This window comes from Pseudenhygromyxa sp. WMMC2535, assembly GCF_011083025.2.
In genome coordinates, this window is record NZ_JABJWV010000001.1 from 5,049,524 (window position 1) to 5,067,590 (window position 18,067).

18 protein-coding genes are annotated in these 18,067 nt (G+C 68.7%); 11 read left to right on the forward strand and 7 right to left on the reverse strand.

Annotation, left to right across the window (positions count from 1 at the left end; all coding sequences use genetic code 11):
- Positions 1–38 precede the first annotated feature (38 nt).
- Together G6O69_RS19770 and G6O69_RS40355 are read left to right on the forward strand one after the other, a co-directional pair.
- Positions 39–233 (forward strand): hypothetical protein, encoded by a 195-nt coding sequence (locus tag G6O69_RS19770; protein WP_172305077.1) that lies wholly within the window; start codon positions 39–41, stop codon positions 231–233.
- Complete coding sequence (locus tag G6O69_RS40355) at positions 234–356, forward strand: hypothetical protein (RefSeq protein WP_255215826.1); 123 nt, start codon at positions 234–236, stop codon at positions 354–356.
- Positions 357–377: 21 nt separating this feature from the next.
- Here the strand turns inward: G6O69_RS40355 and G6O69_RS19775 are convergent, their stop codons facing one another.
- The 5 genes from G6O69_RS19775 to G6O69_RS42260 all read right to left on the reverse strand — a co-directional run bounded on the left by G6O69_RS19775 (position 378) and on the right by G6O69_RS42260 (position 6,637).
- Positions 378–1,262, reverse strand: coding sequence for a serine/threonine-protein kinase (locus tag G6O69_RS19775; RefSeq protein WP_172305078.1), 885 nt, complete (start codon positions 1,260–1,262; stop codon positions 378–380).
- A 351-nt stretch (positions 1,263–1,613) separates the two neighbouring features.
- Positions 1,614–2,354: a succinate dehydrogenase/fumarate reductase iron-sulfur subunit gene (locus tag G6O69_RS19780; protein WP_172305079.1), complete on the reverse strand. Its 741-nt coding sequence runs from the start codon at positions 2,352–2,354 to the stop codon at positions 1,614–1,616.
- Between the two features lie 2 nt (positions 2,355–2,356).
- Positions 2,357–4,282, reverse strand: a complete 1,926-nt coding sequence (locus G6O69_RS19785) for a fumarate reductase/succinate dehydrogenase flavoprotein subunit (RefSeq protein WP_172305080.1) — start codon at positions 4,280–4,282, stop codon at positions 2,357–2,359.
- A 3-nt stretch (positions 4,283–4,285) separates the two neighbouring features.
- Entirely contained in the window at positions 4,286–5,005 is a 720-nt protein-coding gene (locus G6O69_RS19790; RefSeq protein ID WP_172305081.1) for a succinate dehydrogenase cytochrome b subunit, read from the reverse strand.
- A 618-nt stretch (positions 5,006–5,623) separates the two neighbouring features.
- Positions 5,624–6,637 (reverse strand): FHA domain-containing protein, encoded by a 1,014-nt coding sequence (locus tag G6O69_RS42260; RefSeq protein WP_176396969.1) that lies wholly within the window; start codon positions 6,635–6,637, stop codon positions 5,624–5,626.
- Positions 6,638–6,942: 305 nt separating this feature from the next.
- Here G6O69_RS42260 and G6O69_RS19800 point away from each other — a divergent pair, with 305 nt between their 5' ends.
- From G6O69_RS19800 to G6O69_RS19840, 9 genes are all read left to right on the forward strand, one after another.
- Entirely contained in the window at positions 6,943–7,323 is a 381-nt protein-coding gene (locus G6O69_RS19800; RefSeq protein ID WP_172305083.1) for a polymer-forming cytoskeletal protein, read from the forward strand.
- Positions 7,324–7,592: 269 nt separating this feature from the next.
- Positions 7,593–8,057: a hypothetical protein gene (locus tag G6O69_RS19805; RefSeq protein ID WP_172305084.1), complete on the forward strand. Its 465-nt coding sequence runs from the start codon at positions 7,593–7,595 to the stop codon at positions 8,055–8,057.
- The gene (locus tag G6O69_RS19810) at positions 8,054–8,755 is read left to right on the forward strand and encodes an ATP synthase F0 subunit B (RefSeq protein ID WP_172305085.1); all 702 of its coding nucleotides are present in this window, start codon (positions 8,054–8,056) and stop codon (positions 8,753–8,755) included. The genes G6O69_RS19805 and G6O69_RS19810 overlap by 4 nt, the downstream gene beginning before the upstream one ends.
- A gap of 1 nt (position 8,756) precedes the next feature.
- Positions 8,757–9,320, forward strand: a complete 564-nt coding sequence (gene atpH, locus G6O69_RS19815) for an ATP synthase F1 subunit delta (RefSeq protein WP_172305086.1) — start codon at positions 8,757–8,759, stop codon at positions 9,318–9,320.
- A gap of 49 nt (positions 9,321–9,369) precedes the next feature.
- A complete protein-coding gene (atpA, locus tag G6O69_RS19820; RefSeq protein WP_172305087.1) occupies positions 9,370–10,905 on the forward strand; it encodes a F0F1 ATP synthase subunit alpha in 1,536 nt (511 codons plus the stop codon).
- A gap of 32 nt (positions 10,906–10,937) precedes the next feature.
- Positions 10,938–11,903: an ATP synthase F1 subunit gamma gene (gene atpG / locus G6O69_RS19825; RefSeq protein WP_172305088.1), complete on the forward strand. Its 966-nt coding sequence runs from the start codon at positions 10,938–10,940 to the stop codon at positions 11,901–11,903.
- Positions 11,904–11,940: 37 nt separating this feature from the next.
- A complete protein-coding gene (gene atpD, locus G6O69_RS19830; protein WP_172305089.1) occupies positions 11,941–13,533 on the forward strand; it encodes a F0F1 ATP synthase subunit beta in 1,593 nt (530 codons plus the stop codon).
- Positions 13,534–13,554: 21 nt separating this feature from the next.
- On the forward strand, positions 13,555–14,016 hold the full coding sequence (locus G6O69_RS19835) for a F0F1 ATP synthase subunit epsilon (protein ID WP_172305090.1): 462 nt from the start codon (positions 13,555–13,557) through the stop codon (positions 14,014–14,016).
- Between the two features lie 189 nt (positions 14,017–14,205).
- Positions 14,206–15,561: a M20/M25/M40 family metallo-hydrolase gene (locus G6O69_RS19840; RefSeq protein ID WP_172305091.1), complete on the forward strand. Its 1,356-nt coding sequence runs from the start codon at positions 14,206–14,208 to the stop codon at positions 15,559–15,561.
- 40 nt (positions 15,562–15,601) lie between these two features.
- On the opposite strand, the gene G6O69_RS19845 is transcribed toward G6O69_RS19840, so the two are convergent.
- Together G6O69_RS19845 and G6O69_RS19850 are read right to left on the reverse strand one after the other, a co-directional pair.
- A complete protein-coding gene (locus tag G6O69_RS19845; protein WP_172305092.1) occupies positions 15,602–17,146 on the reverse strand; it encodes a benzoate-CoA ligase family protein in 1,545 nt (514 codons plus the stop codon).
- Between the two features lie 55 nt (positions 17,147–17,201).
- Complete coding sequence (locus tag G6O69_RS19850) at positions 17,202–17,993, reverse strand: alpha/beta hydrolase (RefSeq protein WP_172305093.1); 792 nt, start codon at positions 17,991–17,993, stop codon at positions 17,202–17,204.
- Between the last annotated feature and the right edge of the window lie 74 nt (positions 17,994–18,067).

Genomic DNA, 18,067 nt, shown 5'->3' on the forward strand with positions numbered 1-18,067 from the left:
CGCAGTGGTACACACGCCTCCTAGTCGAAGGGCGGAACATGTCGGTCTCGTACAGCGGAGTGAAGGTGTTTTCGGCGACCAAGGCTCGTGAGCGTGAGATGCTCGGCGAGCGCATCACCGGTTGGCTCGCGGACGCGGGCGACAGCATCGAGCTTGTCGATACCAAGGTCACGCAGAGCTCCGACCGCGAGTTTCACTGCCTGACGATCACGATCTTCTACGAGCACCGCTGAGTGCTCGGCCACAGGCCAGCGCAGCTCGCTGGCCTGTGTGACGACGATGGTGAGGGCGAGCACCGGCGAGTGCTCGGCCACGGGTCCGCGCGAGTTCGCTGGCCCGTGTGGCGACGACGATGACCAGCGAGCACCGGCGAGTGCTCAGCCAAAGGCCAGCGCGAGCCCGCTGGCCATGACGGCGACGACGACGATCGTGAGCGCGGTGAGCCACGGCCCGCGGAGATGATCGCGTGGCGCCGAGTTGGCTCGCTCGAGTGCGCTGACCAGCGCGTCGACGTCGGGCCAGCGCGCGCTGGGATCGATGGCGAGGCCGCGGGCGAGGGCGGTCAGCACCGCGCGGCGCCGGGGCCCGCTCGAGCGCGCGGCCGCGAGGGGGTCGTGGGGCGGCCGGCGGCCGGTCAGCGCCTCCCAGGCGAGCACGCAGAAGCTGTACTGATCCGCCGCAGCGTCGCGGCGTCCGGCCTTGCGGGCCTCCGGGGCCATGTAGCGCGGATCCCCGGCGTAGTTGGGCTGGTCGCGCTCCCAGGCGCCGGGCTCGGCGTCGAGCAGGCGGCCAAATTCGAAGTCGATCAGCCGCGCCTGGCCGCGGTCGTCGACGCGGACGCGCTCGGGCCCGAGGTTGCAGTGCGCGACGCCGGCGCGGTGCGCCGCCGCGAGGCCGCGGCCGACCTGCAAGAGCACGTCGAGGCGCTGAGCGTCCTCGGGGCCGAACTCCAGCCACGCTCGCAGGCTGCGGCGCCCGACGGCGCCCATGAGCAGACAGGGCTCGTCGCCGACCTCGCCGATGTCGAGCAGGGGGACGACCTCGGGGTGGTCGATGCGCGCGAGCAGCCGGGCCTCGTGCTCGAGGCGGGCGAGGGCCTTGGGGTCCTTGCCGCGATCGTCGTCGAGGAGCTTGAAGCTCATCGCTCGGCCGAGGCGCTGATCCTCGGCGGTGTAGAGCGCGGTCAGGCCGCTGCTGGTCAGCTTGTGCAGCGCGCCGAAGCGCTGGACATCGAAGCGCGTGCCGTGGGCCTCACATCCCACGGCGGCATCGAGACGCAGCAGTGACTCTTCGGCGGCGATGCTTTCGAGTCTAACCGACCGGGGTCCCAGCGCCAGGAAGTCGAGCTTTTCGCGGTCGCTAAAACGGATTCGGCCAGCGCCGATGATGCTCCACCAACGCTGGCCGAAAGGACAGACGAAGCCCGGCTAGGAGCCCGTGGTGGAACCCAGCGCGGCTCCTGGCGCCGGGTTTTTCGTCGAGGGCGCGAAGCCAAAACGCCGCTGTACCGGGCGTACTGCCAGTTTTGGCGACAAAGCCCTCGGCGAAAGGACCAAGCGAGGTGTCGTGTTGGGTTTCACCACGGGCTCCTAGAGCCGAACTTCAGTCAGGCTTCAAAAAGTGAAGCCCGAGCGGATGTAGTCGCGGTTGAGCCACGCGATGGCGTCGACGCTGATCTCCTTGGGGCAGGCAGCCGAGCACTCACCGTGGTTGGTGCAGCCGCCGAAGCCCTCGGTGTCCATGGTCGAGACCATGCTCGCGACACGGCTGCGGCGCTCGGCCTGACCTTGGGGGAGCAGGGCGAGGTGCGCCACCTTGGCGCTGACGAAGAGCATCGCCGAGGCGTTGGGGCAGGCGGCGACGCAGGCACCACAGCCGATGCAGGCCGCGTAGTCGAAGGCCGCGTCGGCGTCGTGCTTGCCGATCGGGATCGCGTTGGCGTCGGGGGCCGAGCCGGTGGCGATCGAGACGTAGCCGCCGGCTCGCTGGATGCGGTCGAAGGCCCGACGGTCGACGACCAGATCCTTGATGATCGGGAAGCCGCGGGCGCGCCACGGCTCGATCACGATCTCGTCGCCGTCCTCGTACTCGCGCATGTGCAGCTGGCAGGTGGTCGTGCCCTTGCGCGGACCGTGGGGCGAGCCGTCGATGACCATCGAGCACGCCCCGCAGATGCCCTCGCGGCAGTCGTGATCGAAGGCGACGGGCTCGCGGCCCTGCTCGAGCAGCTGCTCGTTGAGCACGTCGAGCATCTCGAGGAAGGACATGTGGGGGTTGGCCGTGACCTTGTGGTCCTCGAAGAAGCCGGGTTGCTCCGGGCCCTTCTGACGCCAGATCTTGAGCTTGATGTCCATCTCTACTTGTAGCTCCGGGTGGTCAGCTTGACGTTTTCGAACTCGAGCTGCTCAGTGTGCAGCGTGGGCTTGGTGCCGACGCCCTCGTACTCCCAGACCGCGCCGTGGGCGAAGTCCTCGTCGTTGCGCACGGCCTCGCCCTCCTCGGTCTGGTGCTCCTCGCGGAAGTGTCCGCCGCAGGACTCGTCGCGGTAGAGGGCGTCGTGGCACATGACCTCGGCGAACTCGAGGAAGTCGGCGACGCGGCCGGCCTTCTCGAGCCAGGGGTTGAGCTCCTCGGAGCCCCCGGGCACGTAGGCCTGCTTCCAGAACTGCTCGCGCAGCTCGGGGATCTGGGTCAGGGCCTGCTCGAGGCCCTTGGCGTTGCGGGCCATGCCGCAGTTCTCCCACATGATCTTGCCGAGGCTGCGGTGGAAGTCGTCGACGGAGCGCTTCTTGCCGCTGGACTTGCCGATCTCCAGCAGCTTGCGGGTGCGCTCGCGGACCTCGGCCTCGGCCTTGACGAACGCGGGGTGCTCCGGGCCGATCTCGCCCTTGAACTGCGTCGCGATGTAGTTGCCGATGGTGTAGGGGATCACGAAGTAGCCGTCGGCCAGGCCCTGCATGAGCGCCGAGGCGCCGAGGCGGTTGGCCCCGTGATCCGAGAAGTTGGCCTCACCCAGGACGTGGAGCCCGGGGATCGTGCTCATCAGGTTGTAGTCGACCCACAGCCCGCCCATCGTGTAGTGGACGGCGGGGTAGATGCGCATCGGCGTCCCGTAGGGGTTCTCGCCGGTGATGCGCTCGTACATGTCGAAGAGGTTGCCGTAGCGGTCGGCGACCGCGGCCCGGCCGTCGCGCTCGATGGCGGTCTTGAAGTCGAGGTAGACCGACTGACCGGAGCCGACGCCGAAGCCCTCGTCGCAGACCTTCTTGGCCGCGCGCGAGGCCACGTCGCGGGGGACGAGGTTGCCGAAGCTCGGGTAGCGCTCCTCGAGGTAGTAGTAGCGGTCCTTCTCGTCGATGTCCTTGGGCTTCTTGCCGAGGTCCTCCTTGTTGCGGGGGACCCAGACCCGGCCGTCGTTGCGCAGCGACTCGGACATCAAGGTCAGCTTGGACTGGTAGTCGCCGCTGACCGGGATGCAGGTCGGGTGGATCTGCGTGAAGCAGGGGTTGGCGAAGCCGGCCCCGCGCTTGTAGGCGCGGTAGGCAGCGGTGACGTTGCTGCCCATGGCGTTGGTCGACAGGTAGAAGACGTTGCCGTAGCCGCCGGTGGCCAGGATGACCGCGTCGGCGGCCCAGCGCTCGATCTCACCGGTGACCAGGTTGCGGGTGATGATCCCGCGCGCGTGGCCGTCGACCAGGACGAGGTCGAGCATCTCGGTGCGCGGGTGCATCTTGACCTTGCCCCGAGCGATCTGCTTGTTGAGCGCCGAGTAGGCCCCGAGCAGCAGCTGCTGACCGGTCTGACCGCGGGCGTAGAAGGTGCGCGAGACCTGGGCGCCGCCGAAGGAGCGGTTGGCCAGGGTGCCGCCGTACTCGCGGGCGAAGGGCACGCCCTGCGCGACGCACTGGTCGATGATGTTCACCGAGACCTGCGCCAGGCGGTAGACGTTGGCCTCGCGCGAGCGGTAGTCGCCGCCCTTGACGGTGTCGTAGAACAGGCGCCAGACGCTGTCGCCGTCGTTTTGGTAGTTCTTGGCGGCGTTGATGCCACCTTGGGCCGCGATGCTGTGCGCGCGGCGAGGGCTGTCCTGGAAGCAGAAGCAGTCGATGTCGTAGCCGAGCTCCGACAAGGTGGCCGCCGCGGAGGCGCCGGCGAGGCCGGTGCCGACGATGATCAGCCGGTGCTTGCGCTTGTTGGCCGGGTTGACGAGCTTGAGTTCGAAGCGGGCCTTGTCCCACTTCTTCTCGATGGGTCCCGAAGGGATCTTGGCGTCGAGGTCCATGGTTCAGTTGCCTCCAATCAGGCCGGTCAGCACGGCGAGGGGCATGGAGATGTTGCCGAGGCCGATGATGACCCCGAAGGCCGGGCCGAGCACCTCGAAGGGCACCCGCCAGCGCCCAGCGGCGAAGCCGACGGTCTTGAACATCGAGGTCACACCGTGGGCGAGGTGAGCGGCGAGGGCGAGGTTGGCCACGATATAGGTGATAGCGATCGCCGGCTGGCGGAAGCTGTGGATCACGTGCTCGTAGAGATCGTGGCGGGCGACCCCGTCGACGGTCTCCATGGCCTCGTAGCCGAGGTCGGCGTGGAACCAGCCGATGGTGAAGTGGCCGAGGTGGTAGACGATGAACAGCAGCAGCACGATGCCGAGCTCGGCCATGTACATGGCGGCGAGCGAGGTCCGCTTGCGCTTGGTCTCGGCGTAGCCCTCGGGGCGGGCCGCGGCGTTGCGCTGGACCAGGGCCACGGCGGAGGCCACGTGCAGCGTCAGGATCGTCAGCAGGCCGAGGCGAACGACCCACTTGATGCCGCCGAGGCCTTGCATGAACTCGGCGTAGTTGTTGAGGGCCTCGGGACCGATGAAGACCTGCAGGTTGCCCACCATGTGGAAGAGCACGAAGCCGGCACCGAGCAATCCGGTGACGGCCATCACGATCTTCAGGGAGATGGTCGAGGTCAGCGCCTTGACGAGGCGGTCAAATGGGGGAGCGCTTTCGTTGCTCATACTCGAATCTCTCTTCTCTCCTCGCATGGGCGGCGTATCACATTTTGGCGGCGTGGGGAGCCCCCGGCCCCCAGCAATCCGTCGACGGTCTTCCGGGGGCACACGTGTTCACCACAGCCCTGGCGAGGGTTTCGCCGCACACCGCTCGGCGCATGTTGCTCGCCACCAAGCCACCAACGACGCACGGCCGACGCACGGCACCAGCGCTTCCGCGCGACTCGCCCACCCAAATTGAATTTGGGATTCACTAAACGGGGCTGATTGTTCCCTTCCGTAGCAGGAGAGATCCATGCGCCGAGAGGAGGAGAGGGCGAGAGCAGAGGATCGAGAAGCGCGAGAGAACCAAAGGGGGAACTGCGGGTCACGACGTGCGTATCGTCGAGCACCAACCATCCCGCCCGAGGCCGCCGAAGGTGGACTCGAGCGAAGCAGCGCGGGGGTGAAGGCAGCCGCAGCCTAGGAGCCCGTGGTGAAACCCAACACGACACCTCGCTTGGTCTTTTCGCCGAGGGCTTTGTCGCCAAAACTTGCAGTACGCCCGGTACAGCGGCGTTTTGGCTTCGCGCCCTCGACGAAAAACCCGGCGCCAGGAGCCGCGCTGGGTTCCACCACGGGCTCCTAGTGAATCGTCGGCCGTTCGGCCGGCACCCAGCTGAGCTCGAAGTGCCCGAGCAAACAAGGATCATCCGGCGTCATGCGAACCACCGGATGGCTCGGCCCCTCGCTCTGCCCCGTCGGCCGCACGCCGTTGGTGCTGGCGAGGTCGTAGACGAGCAGCGAGTTCGGCCCCTCTTCGGTGACCAGCGCGTGCACCCGAGACAGGTTGCGCCCCTGGCCGGCGAGGGAGCAGCGATCGCTGTAGCGCCCGATCAACAGCCCGCGCTGAAGCAGCTCGCTGTCGATCTCGAGCTCGCGGACCTGGGCCGAGTCCTCGCGCTTGCGGCTGCGATGGCTGCGGCCGCGGTCGGGCTTGGTCGAGCGCAGGCGCAGCGCGCCGCGAGGAGAGGGGCGGACGTCGATGTCGATCGGTCGGTAGCCGCCGATCTCCGCGACGCCGGGCTCGGCCATGGCGGAGATCGCCAGGCGATGGCCCGCGCCGGAGGTGTCGAGTCCCGTCAGCTTGCGGAAGGCCTCGGCCTCTTCACCCTCGAGCATCTCCTGCCCGGCGGGGCCGCCAGGCAGGACGAAGAGTGAAGTTCTGCCGAAGGCGAGGGCCACCTGTCCGTGGGCGGAGAACCCGGGCACGCGCTTGCCGTCGGCGAGCACGACCCCCGCGCGGCCGCCGAGGTCGTAGCCGCGCAGCCGCATCGGACCCTGGCCAGGCCAGGCCGTGAGCAGCAGGTGCCGCAGGCTCACGCGGCTGTCGTTGGGGATCGAGAGCGCGCAGCGGTTGTGTCGACCGATGACGACGGCGTGGGGCAAGTTCTTGGGCCGCTCGATCACGCGCTGCGCGACGGGGAAACCATTTTGATCCGTCGCAACGATGACGGCGTCTCCCTCTTTCACGCCGGTGACGAGCGCGGACAAGATCGAACGCGCTCGCGCGAAGCATTCGGCGAGCGCGACTCGATCACGCGCGGGCTCTTCGCCACTCGAGCGCGGCTGCGGGCCGCTGTCTTCGATGATCGACACCCACGGCTAGCGTATGGGAGAGCCGCGGTGTTTTCCATGTTTCGACGAATGGCGATCCAATGACCAGTTGAAAAAGCGCCTGGGCGGCCGAGGATCGGGGCCCCGAGGGTCGGCGATGGCACCCCGGCGCGACCCTGCGGAGGTGGCGCTTCGCGGCTGGACTGCCGAATTCCGCAATTTTACCGAGTCTCCGCGTTTCCCGGCCCAAGGTGGCCACAATCGTGAGTAGCCGGCTGGGGCCCAGGTACGGAACCATATTTTCAGGGTGTGCTCCGGGTCGGGGATACCGTACCGTCGTGCGGCCGATGAGCAGCGAAGACGTCACCACCATCCTTGGAGAGGGCTCTTCTTTTGAAGGAAAGCTCACGTTCGAGGGGACGGTCCGCATCGACGGGCGCTTCTCCGGAGAGATCCGGACCGAGGGGACGCTGATCGTGGGCGAGCGCGCGGACATCAAGGCCGACATCCAGGCGGCCGTGGTGGTCGTTCAGGGCCGCCTTCAGGGGGACGTGAGCGCGAGCGAGTCGCTGGCGATCCAGGCGCCGGCGCGGGTCGAGGGCAACCTCTCGACGCCGAGCCTCGAGATCGAGCAGGGCTCGTATTTTCAGGGCAGCTGCGCGATGTCGCGCGACGAGGGATCGGCGGCCAGCGTGGCCGCGGCCGCCCCCGCCGCCGAGGCCGGTTAGCCCCCAAAACGACGATCTCTGCGCCCCGAGCGGCCCGCATCGAGGTGAGGAGTCCCTCGCCGAGCCGGCGCCTCGGGCCCCCGTCGAGGGTGCCCAGGGGGCGCTGGAGGTCGGCGATCTCCGGCCGCCGAATTTGCGGTAGCGCTCGACCAGCTCAAACCGGCATTTCTTGGCGTTTTTGGGCGCTTGCGCACCGTTGACGCGGAAACCCCACCATGCTACCTGCTCGCCGCCTTCGCCCGCAGGCGGGCTCAGGGCCAAGGGACACCATGCCCACCTTGCTACCTCTCCTCGCCCTCGAGGTTCCGGTTGTCGACATCGACAACACGGTCTTTCTTCAGGCAGCGATCTTTCTGCTCCTGATGCTCGTCCTCAATTACCTGCTCTTCAAGCCTTGGCTCGAGGTGCGCGACCGTCGTGCGGCGCGCATCGGCGGGGCTCACGAGGAGGCCGTCCTGCTGCGGGCGGCTGCAGATGAGCGAGCCGCGGACTACGCCGAGCGCCTGGCCAAGGCCCGCGACGCGGCGATGAGCCTGCGCTCGGACAGCCGCCGCGAGGCCGAGGCCGAGGAGACGGAGATCGTCAGCGTCGCGCGACGCGAAGCGACCACCGCCCTCGACGAGGCCAAGGCCAAGGTCGCCAGCGAGGTCGAGGCCGCGCGGGCGCAGCTCGGCGATCGGGTCGACGCCCTCGCCACCGACATCACCCAGCAAGTGCTCGGGAGGTCCGCATGAACATCTGGACGCGACTTCACACGCGCCTGAGCGCTGCCCTGGTGGTCTCCCTGGGCGCGTGGATCGTCCCCGCGCTGGCGCTGGCCAGCCCCGAGGGGCACGGCGGCGAGCACGGGGCCGGTCACGACGGCGGCCACGGAGGCGGCGGCTTCAAGTGGATCGGCGACGGCTTCCTGGGCGGCGCCGGCGACGACGGCAAGACCGGCTACCTGGTCATGCTCTTCAACTTCTTCTTGTTGATGCTCCTGCTCAACAAGTTGTTGTTCAAGAACCTGCGCCGCAGCAACGCCGAGGCCAGCGACGCCATCCGCCTCGAGCTCGAGCGCGCGACCTCGGCCCGCGCCGAGGCCGAGGCCCTGGTCAAGGAGTACGAGGCCAAGCTCGACGCCCTCGACGCCGAGATCGCCGACATCAAGGCCGAGGCGGAGCGCTCCGCCCAGGCCGAGCGCGCGCAGATCCTGGCCGAGGCCAAGGAGCAGGCCGAGAAGATCCGCCAGGCCGCGCTCCGGGCTGGCGAGCGCGAGGCGGCCATCCGCCGCGCCGAGCTCGAGAACGAGATCGTCGAGCAGGCGGTGGCCCGGGCAGAGGCCGCGATCCGCTCGAGCTTCGGCCCCGCCGACCAGCGTCGCCTCGTCGACGCCTGGGTCGACGAGGTCACCAACACCGAGCTTGGCGCCAGCGCCGAGGGGGTGAACTAGGATGATCAGCGGCAGCCTCGCCAAGCGCTACGCTCGCGCCCTGCTCGGCCTCGCCAGCGGCGCCGGCCAGCGCGACAAGTTCCTGCAGAACCTCGAGGACTTCACTCGGGCCTGCAAGACCCACGACCCCAGCGACCCCTCGGGTGAGAACGACCTGATCAAGGTCCTGGCCGCGGGTCACCACACCCTCGCCAACCGTCGCGCCATCCTTCACGCCGTGCTCCAGCGCATCGGCGCGGATCCGACGGTCGGCAAGTTCTTCGAGCTCGTGCTCGAGCGTGGCCGCATCAGCGGCACCGAACAGATTTACCTGCACTTCCGCGACCTCGCCGACGAGGCCGCCGGGCGCATCCGGGCCACGGTCCAGACCGCCTCGGCCCTCGACCCGGCCGCGACCGCCCGCATCAAGGGCGCGCTCGAGAAGGCCACCGGCAAGCAGGTCATGCTCGACACCGAGGTCGACCCCGAGCTCATCGGTGGCCTCGTGGCCCACGTGGGCAGCTACACCCTGGACCGCAGCGTGCGGACCTCCCTCGACCGCCTGCGCAGCTCGCTGCGTAGCTGAAACTTCTCTCCCTCCCGCTTCTCTTCAAGCAACGACAGGTTTTCGAGACATGGAAATCCGAGCCGACGAAATCAGCCGCATCATCCGTGAGCAGATCCAGGGCCACGACACCTCGACCTCGGTCGAGGAGACCGGCACCGTGCTGACGGTGGGTGACGGCATCGCCCGCGTCTACGGTCTGTCCAAGGCCATGGCCGGCGAGATGCTCGACTTCCCCCACGGGGTTCGCGGCATGGTCCTCAACCTCGAGGAGGGCAACGTCGGCGTCGCCCTGCTCGGCAACGACCACCTCATCAAGGAAGGCGACATCGTCAAGCGCAGCGGGACGATCATGTCGGTCCCCGTTGGTGACGCGATGCTCGGCCGTGTGGTCAACGCCCTCGGTGAGCCGGTCGACGGCCAGGGCCCGATCGAGACCGAGCTCCGGCGCCCCGTCGAGGTCAAGGCCCCCGGCATCATCTCGCGCAAGTCGGTCCACGAGCCCATGCTCACCGGCCTCAAGGCCATCGACTCGATGGTCCCGATCGGCCGTGGCCAGCGCGAGCTGATCATCGGCGACCGCCAGACCGGCAAGACCGCCATCGCGATCGACGCGATCATCAACCAAAAGGGCCAGAACATGGTCTGCGTCTACGTGGCGATCGGCCAAAAGCAGTCGACGGTCGCCTCGGTGGTCGAGCGTCTGCGCCGCGAGGGCGCGATGGAGTACACCATCGTCGTCGCCGCTGGCAGCTCCGAGTCCGCGCCGCTCCAGTTCCTCGCGCCCTACACCGGCGTCACCATCGGCGAGCACTTCCTGCACAACGGCGGCCACGCCCTGCTGATCTACGACGACCTCTCCAAGCAGGCCGTCGCCTACCGTCAGCTCTCGCTGCTGCTGCGCCGCCCGCCGGGTCGCGAGGCATACCCCGGCGACGTGTTCTACCTGCACAGCCGCCTGCTCGAGCGCGCCTGCAAGCTGTCCGACAAGGAGGGCGGCGGCTCGCTGACGGCCCTGCCGATCATCGAGACCCAGGCTGGCGACGTCTCGGCCTACATCCCGACCAACGTCATCTCGATCACCGACGGGCAGATCTTCCTCGAGTCGGACCTCTTCCACCGCGGCGTCCGCCCGGCGATCAACGTCGGCCTCTCGGTCTCGCGCGTGGGGGGCTCGGCCCAGATTCCGATGATGAAGCGCCACGCTGGTCCGTTGCGGACCACCTTGGCCCAGTTCCGCGAGCTCGAGGCCTTCGCCCAGTTCGCCTCCGACCTCGACGCTGCCACCCGCGCCGACCTCGAGCGTGGCCAGCGTCTGGTCGAGCTGCTCAAGCAGTCGCAGTACCAGCCCCTCGACGTGGCCCTCCAGGTGATCACGGTGTTCGCCGGCACCAAGGGCTACACTGACGACGTGGAGCTTCGCCACGTCCGCGCCTTCGAGGCCGACCTTCACAAGTGGATGAAGGCCGAGCGCTCCGCGCTGCTCGAGGACATCCGCAAGGCCAAGAAGAAGCCCGACATGGTCAAGGCCGACGAGGAGCTGGCCGCCGCGATCGATAAGTTCAAGGGTCAGTGGAAGCCCCCGACCGACAAGAAGGTGGGCTGAGCCTCCTGCGCTGAGCCCAGGGATCCCCTGCCATGGCCAACCTCAAGGAAATCCGCAACCGCATCGGGGCGGTCAAGAACACCCGGAAGATCACCTCGGCGATGAGCCGCATCGCCGCGGCGCGCCTGCGGCGTGCTCAAAACGCCATGGAGGCGGCCCGCGAGTACGGCACCCGCATGGCGGGCATCGTCGGGGAGATCCTCAACGAGTTCGAGGAGCCCGAGGACCTGCACCCGCTGCTCTCCAAGGGCTCGCGCTCGGCGGTGGCGGTGGTCATCGTCACGGCCGACCGCGGCCTGTGCGGTGGCTTCAACAGCGCCGTCAACCGCGAGGCCGAGCGCACGATCAAGGCCCTGCTCGAGCAGGAGCGCGAGGTCGAGATCATCACCGTCGGCCGCAAGGGCCGCGACTACCTCAAGACCTACAAGGTCAAGAGCCTCAGCCACCACGCGGCCCCCGGCAAGCCCGACGAGATCGTCGACATCGCCAAGGCCGTCGCAGCCGAGGTCCAGGCGCTCTTCCAGGGCCACTGGGAGCTGGTCGACGTCGACGGCGACGGCATCGGTGACGTGCCCTCGGACCACCACGTGGGCGAGGTCCGGATCATCTTCAACTACTTCCGCAACGTGATCACCCAAGAGGTGTTCAACGACATCCTGCTGCCGGTGCCGGTGCCCGCGCCGATCGACGCCGACGGCGACGGGATCCCCGATCCCGCGCGCCCGGCCGTCAGCCACGCCATCCGGGCCTTCGAGCCCGACACCACGGCGCTCCTCGATCACCTGCTCCCGGTCGCCGTCGAGACGGCGATCCAGCAGGCGCTCTACAACTCTGTCGCCGCCGAAGTCGCCGCGCGCCGCTCGGCCATGGACTCGGCGACCGACAACGCCTCCGAGCTCATCGGCGAGCTCACCTTGCAGTACAACCGCGAACGCCAGGCTGCCATCACCACCGAGCTGATGGAGATCATTGGCGGCTCCGAGGCCCTCAAGGGCTGAGCCCAAAACGTCTTTCCTCCCTCCACGAGACTCCGCCATGTCCGACGAGAAGAAGTCCCTGTTTTCGCCGCCGCTCTCCAGCCCGCTCAAGCCCCCGGCCGGCGCCGCGGCGAGCCCGGCGGCTGCCCCCGCCAAGACCCAGGACGGCCCCGTCCGCGTCGGCGTCGTCACCCAGGTCATCGGCCCGGTCATCGACGTCGAGTTCGAGGGCGAGCTGCCCGAGGTCAACAACGCGCTGACCGTCACCAACCCCTCGATCAGCGACCAGCCCGACAACCTCGTCGCCGAGGTCGCCATGCACCTGGGTGAGCGCACCGTCCGTGCGATCTCCATGGACACCACCGACGGCCTCGTCCGCGGCATGAAGGTCAAGGACACCGGCAAGCCGATCATGATGCCCGTGGGCAAGTCTGTGCTCGGCCGGATCATGAACGTCATCGGTGAGCCGGTCGACGAGCAGGGTCCGATCGGGTCGACCGAGTTCCGCCCGATCCACCGCAAGGCCCCGGCCTTCGTCGAGCAGAGCGTCAAGGTCGAGCCCTTCGTGACCGGCATCAAGGTCATCGACCTGCTCGCGCCTTACCGCCGTGGTGGCAAGATCGGTCTGTTCGGCGGCGCCGGCGTCGGCAAGACCGTGCTGCTTCAGGAGCTGATCAACAACGTCGGTAAGACCCACGGTGGTTTCTCCGTGTTCGCCGGCGTCGGCGAGCGCACCCGCGAGGGCAACGACCTCTACTTCGAGATGATGGAGTCCGGGGTCATCAGCGCCGACTGGGACGAGGACACCCGCGAGGTCAAGGAGATCCGCTGCGAGGACTCCAAGGTCGCCCTGGTCTACGGCCAGATGAACGAGCCGCCCGGCGCCCGCGCTCGCGTGGCGCTCTCGGCCCTGACCCAGGCGGAGTACTTCCGCGACGAGATGGGCCAGGACGTGATGCTCTTCGTCGACAACATCTTCCGCTTCACCCAGGCGGGCTCCGAGGTGTCGGCGCTCCTCGGCCGCATCCCCAGCGCCGTCGGTTACCAGCCCACGCTGTCCACGGAGATGGGCGCCCTCCAGGAGCGGATCACCACGACCACGAAGGGCTCGGTCACCTCGGTGCAGGCCATCTACGTCCCCGCCGACGACCTCACCGACCCGGCCCCGGCGACGACCTTTGCCCACCTCGACGCGACCACGGTGCTCAACCGCGCGCTGACCGAGATCGGCATCTACCCGGCCGTCGACCCGCTCGACTCCTCGAGCACCATCTTGACCCCCGAGATCGTCGGCGACCGCCACTACGGCGTCGCCCGCGAGGTCCAGCGGATCCTCCAGAAGTACAAGGAGCTCCAGGACATCATCAAGATCCTCGGCATGGACGAGCTGTCCGAGGAGGACAAGCTGCTGGTCGCGCGCGCGCGCAAGATTCAGAAGTTCCTCAGCCAGCCCTTCGACGTCGCCAAGGTGTTCACCGGCGCCGACGGCCGCCAGCTCACCCTCGAGCAGACGATCACCTCCTTCGAGGAGATCCTCGAGGGCAAGCACGACGACGTCCCCGAGCAGTGCTTCTACATGAAGGGTGGCATCGACGAGGTCGTCGCCCACCACAAGCGCCTGCTCGAGGAAGAGGCCAAGAAGGCCAGCTGAGCCTGAACTGGAGCCCCGATCATGGCCGAGTATCTCAACCTCGACATCCTGACCCCGAACGGTCGCGTGGACTTGCGCCTCGTCGAGGGGGGCTCGCCCGAGCGCTCGATCTCGACAATCCCGGTCGAGGCCGTGGACCTGCCCGCCGCCCTCGGCGAGATGGGCGTGCGTCCGGGCCACATCCCCTTCCTCACCCCGGTGGTCCCTGGCGTCGTCCGCTTCCGCTTCGAGGGTGAGGATCGGCGCCTCGCCGTGGGCACCGGCTTCCTCGAGATCTCGGGGGATGGCACCGTCACTTTGCTGACCAGCCGCGTGCAGCGCTCCTGGGAGGTCGACGTCGCCGCCGTTCGCGAGGAGCTGGCGACCATCGACGAGGAACTCGAGAAGCGGGCTTCGGCGCCGATCGACGACGCCGAGGTGGTCAAGCTCAAGGACCGCCGCGCGTGGCTCGACGCCCAGCTCGAGGCCGCGAAGGCCGCCTGAGCGAGGTTCAGCCAGCGCCGCAGAGGCCGCCTTTCGGGGCGGCCTTTTTCAATTGCCAATGTGCAAGATGCGCGCGTTCCCAAGCCTCTATGCGATCATGCAGATGGCGACGATGCATATGCGCATGATTCGCATGTCGAAATCGACGCTATCGGGAGAATCTGCTATCCATATTGCGGTATTGCATTCATGAGTGACGTTCTCGCTGACCTACCCACCTTCCTGAATGACTCCGAGCCATGGTTTCGCAGCGCCCTGCGGACCCTGGTCGAGCAGCCCACGGTCAGCCCGGGCATGGAAGACGACGCGGCGATCCTCGCCGGTGTCGAGGTCGCGCGGGGGGTCATCGCGGACAGCGGCGCGGAGGTCGAGGTCGTGCCCAGCGGGGGCACGCCGGCGTTGATCGCCCGCTTCGCGCACCCGCAGCCCAAGGCGCGGGTGGTGATCTACAACCACTACGACGTCCAGCCGGCCGACGCGAGCAAGTGGGCGCAGGACGACCCCTTTCGCTTCGAGGTCCGCGAGGACGCCGAGCGCGAGTTCCTCTACCTCGGCCGCGGGACGACCGACGACAAGGGCCCGGCCCTGTGCGGGCTGCGGGCCGCGAGCTGGGTCGCCAAGCACGACCTGCCCATCGAGATCATCTGCCTGTGGGAGACCGAGGAGGAGATCGGCAGCCCCAACCTCGGCGACGTGCTCGAGGCCCGCAAGGAGCTGCTGTCTGGGGACTGCGTGATCGTCTCCGACACCATCTGGCCGAGCGCCGCCCAGCCGGCGATCTCCACGGGCCTGCGCGGGGGCATGTTCGCCACGGCCCGGCTGCGCACCGGCAACAAGGAGACCCACTCGGGGCTGACCGGCGGAGGCGCCCGCAACCCCCTGCGCGAGCTCGCGGCCCTGGCCGCGGCCATCGAGCGCGCGGGCTTTTGGCGCCTCGACGTGCGTGAGCCCAGCGCCGAGGAGATCGAGAGCTACGGCCGCTCGGGCTTCGACATCGACTACTTCCGCGCGGCCCACGACCTCGAGAAGCTGGCCACCGACGTGCCCATCGAGATGATGCTCAACTTGTGGGCGCGGCCGACCTTCGAGGTCCACGGCCTGGCCGGCGGCTACCAGGGCAAGGGCGTCAAGAGCACGGTGCCCCCCGAGGCCGAGCTCAAGTTCAGCTTCCGCCTGGTCCCCGACCAGACCCCCGAGCGCCTGTGGGAGCGGCTCTCGGCCTTCGTGCACAACTTCAACCCCGACGTCGAGCTCACCCGCCTGGGTAGCTTCGTGCCCTACCGCGGGGCGATCGAGGGCCCGGTGCACGCGGCCATCGTCCACGGCATGCGCGAGGGCTTTGGCAAGCAGCCGGCCCTGGTCCGCGAGGGCGGCTCGATCGGCGCGGTGCCGATGATGGCCCAGCTGCTCGGCGTGCCCGTGCACTTCCTGCCGCTGAGCCTGCCCGAGCACGGCTACCACGCGCCCAACGAGCGCTTCGACTGGAAGCAGGCCAAGGGTGGGATCGCGGCCTTCGTGCACACCTTCGCCAAGCTGGTCGGCTGAGCTTCGGCTGGACTTGGGGCGGGAGCTGGGCGCTCTCGGCTCAGCCCTCGCGCAGCTTGAAGCGCTGGACCTTGCCGGTCGCGGTCTTGGGTAGCTCGTCGACGAAGTCGAACCACCGCGGGTACTTGTAGGGCGCGAGCTGAGCCTTGCAGTGGGCCTTGAGGGTCGCCCGCATGGCGTCGTCGCCGGTCTTGCCCGCGGCGAGGACCACGAAGGCCTTGGGCTTGATCAGCCCGGCCTCGTTTTGCTGGCCGATGACCGCGGCCTCGAGGACCTCGGGGTGGGAGGCGAGCGCGGCCTCGATCTCGAAGGGCGAGACCCAGATGCCGCCGACCTTGAGCATGTCGTCGGCGCGGCCGGCGTAGCGGTAGCGCCCGTTCGCGTCGCGGACGTACTTGTCGCCGGTCCGCGCCCACGTGCCCACGAAGGTCGCCAGGCTCTTGGCGCGCTGGTTCCAGTAGCAGGTGGGGATCGTCGGGCCCTCGACCCACAGCTCGCCGACCTCGTCGGCCGCCGTGATCGTCTGGCCGTGCTCGTCGACGAGCTTGACCTCGTAGCCGGGCACCGGCAGGCCGGTGGCGCCTGGGGTGACGTCGCCGGGGCGGTTGGACAAGAAGATGTGCAGCATCTCCGTGGACCCCAGGCCGTCGATGATGTCGACGCCGTGGCGCGCCCGCCAGCGCTCGAGCAGGTCGCCGACCAGGGCCTCGCCGGCGCTCACGCACAGGCGCAGGGAGTCGGCCTGGAGCGGCGGAGAGGCGAGCATCGTGGCGTAGAGCGTGGGCACGCCGAAGAACAAGGTGATCTCGTGCTCGGCGAAGCGCTCGGCCATGCCCTGGGGCGTGGGGTGGCCGGCGTGGAGCACCGTGGTCGCGCCGACGTGGAGCGGGAAGCTCATGGCGTTGCCCAGGCCGTAGGCAAAGAAGAGCTTGGCCGCCGAGAGCACCAGGTCGTCCTCACAGATCCCCAAGATGCCCTCACCAAAGAGCCGGGCCGTGGTCTCGAGATCGCTGGCCGTGTGCACGACGCCCTTGGGCTGGCCGGTCGAGCCCGAGGAGTACAGCCAAAAGCCCGGCTCGTCGGAGGCGCTCGGATAGAGCGTCCTGGGCTCCGGCGAGGCCGCGGCCATGGCTGCGCGCAGGCTGGCCGTGCCGGCGGGGGGCTCGTCGGTGTCGTTGACGAAGACCTGGTGGAGCAGGGCCTGGTCGCGCGTCGCCGGGCCGACGCGCTCCCACAGCGCCGCGGACACGACCACGGCGCGGGCGCGGCTGTCGGCGAGCATGAAGCGGATCTCGGCGGCGGTCAGCAGGGTGTTGACCGGGACCGGGACCGCGCCGATCGCCATGGCGCCAAAGAAGCAGGCCACGAAGTCGGCGGTATCGCGCATGCACAGCACGACCCGCTGCTCGGCCATGACCCCCGCGGCCTCGAAGGCGCCCGCGGCCCGGCGCACGTTCTCGGCCAGGGCCCGGTAGCTCGTCTGCCCGCGTTCGTCGATATAGGCGATCTTATCCCCCCGGCCCTCGCGGAGGTGACGTTCGATGAAGTGGTCGACGGCGCGATAGGGACGAGGCGGTGCGATCATGTTGGTCGATGGTGATCCGGCTGAGTGGATTGGCTGATTGAGCAGGTTGGCAAAGTCAGTGGTGGCGCGCGACGAAAGAGACGATCGCGTCGAGGGTGGATTGGGGGCGGCCGCGGGGCGGGTTGTGGCCGCAGCCACCGAGCTCGAGCACGTCGACCTCGGCGTCGACGGCCGCGGCGATCGCTTTGCACTGTGCCATGGTCCCGTACTCGTCGGCGCTGCCCTGGATGAGCAGCATCGGCATGGAGATCTTCGCCAGGGCGGCCTCGATGTTCCAGGCGCGGAAGTCCTCGTGGAGCCAGATGTCGGACCACGCGCGGAAGGTGTGCGCGGGGTCTCGGTGATACTTGCCGAGCTTGTCGCGCAGGTCGGTCTCGGCGAAGGCGCGGACCGCTTCCTGCACGCCGGTGATCGACTCTGGCTCCACGAATACGTGTGGTGCGATCGCCACGACGCAGGTGAGCGCCGCGTCGAGCTCGGAGGCCGCGTAGAGCAGGGCGATGCTCGCTCCGTCGCTGTGCCCGACGAGCACGCGGGGGCCGGCGAGGGCGGGGTGGCGCTCGCCGAGGCGCGCGAGCATGCGCGGGAGGGCCGTGTGGGCCTCCTCATGCATGAACGCGGGGCTGCGCGGCGCGGAGATGGGGGAGGAGCCCCCGTGGCCGCGGCGGCTGTAGACCAAGGCCGGGGCGTCGAGACATCGCGCCACGCGCCAGGGGAAGTCCTTCCATTGGCGTGCGCTGCCAAGCCCCTCGTGCAAGAAGATCAGCGCCGGCCGCCCGGCAGCCCCGGGCTGGAACATGTATTCGATGTCCACGCCGTCGACATCGATGAATTCGGGGGTGGGCACGAATTACATTTCTAGCACATCGGGCGGCGGGGGCGTCGAGGGCTTTGCCACGCGGGGGTGGCGTCCGAGCGACT

Bases quoted from the DNA above. Each gene is read 5' to 3' on its own strand.
- G6O69_RS19770 (WP_172305077.1), top strand. From the start codon at position 39: ATGTCGGTCTCGTACAGCGGAGTGAAGGTGTTTTCGGCGACCAAGGCT.
- G6O69_RS19780 (WP_172305079.1), bottom strand. From the start codon at position 2,354: ATGGACATCAAGCTCAAGATCTGGCGTCAGAAGGGCCCGGAGCAACCC.
- G6O69_RS19785 (WP_172305080.1), bottom strand. From the start codon at position 4,282: ATGGACCTCGACGCCAAGATCCCTTCGGGACCCATCGAGAAGAAGTGG.
- G6O69_RS19790 (WP_172305081.1), bottom strand. From the start codon at position 5,005: ATGAGCAACGAAAGCGCTCCCCCATTTGACCGCCTCGTCAAGGCGCTG.
- G6O69_RS19800 (WP_172305083.1), top strand. From the start codon at position 6,943: ATGAGCAGCGAAGACGTCACCACCATCCTTGGAGAGGGCTCTTCTTTT.
- G6O69_RS19805 (WP_172305084.1), top strand. From the start codon at position 7,593: ATGCCCACCTTGCTACCTCTCCTCGCCCTCGAGGTTCCGGTTGTCGAC.
- G6O69_RS19810 (WP_172305085.1), top strand. From the start codon at position 8,054: ATGAACATCTGGACGCGACTTCACACGCGCCTGAGCGCTGCCCTGGTG.
- atpH (WP_172305086.1), top strand. From the start codon at position 8,757: ATGATCAGCGGCAGCCTCGCCAAGCGCTACGCTCGCGCCCTGCTCGGC.
- atpA (WP_172305087.1), top strand. From the start codon at position 9,370: ATGGAAATCCGAGCCGACGAAATCAGCCGCATCATCCGTGAGCAGATC.
- atpG (WP_172305088.1), top strand. From the start codon at position 10,938: ATGGCCAACCTCAAGGAAATCCGCAACCGCATCGGGGCGGTCAAGAAC.
- atpD (WP_172305089.1), top strand. From the start codon at position 11,941: ATGTCCGACGAGAAGAAGTCCCTGTTTTCGCCGCCGCTCTCCAGCCCG.
- G6O69_RS19835 (WP_172305090.1), top strand. From the start codon at position 13,555: ATGGCCGAGTATCTCAACCTCGACATCCTGACCCCGAACGGTCGCGTG.
- G6O69_RS19840 (WP_172305091.1), top strand. From the start codon at position 14,206: ATGAGTGACGTTCTCGCTGACCTACCCACCTTCCTGAATGACTCCGAG.
- G6O69_RS19845 (WP_172305092.1), bottom strand. From the start codon at position 17,146: ATGATCGCACCGCCTCGTCCCTATCGCGCCGTCGACCACTTCATCGAA.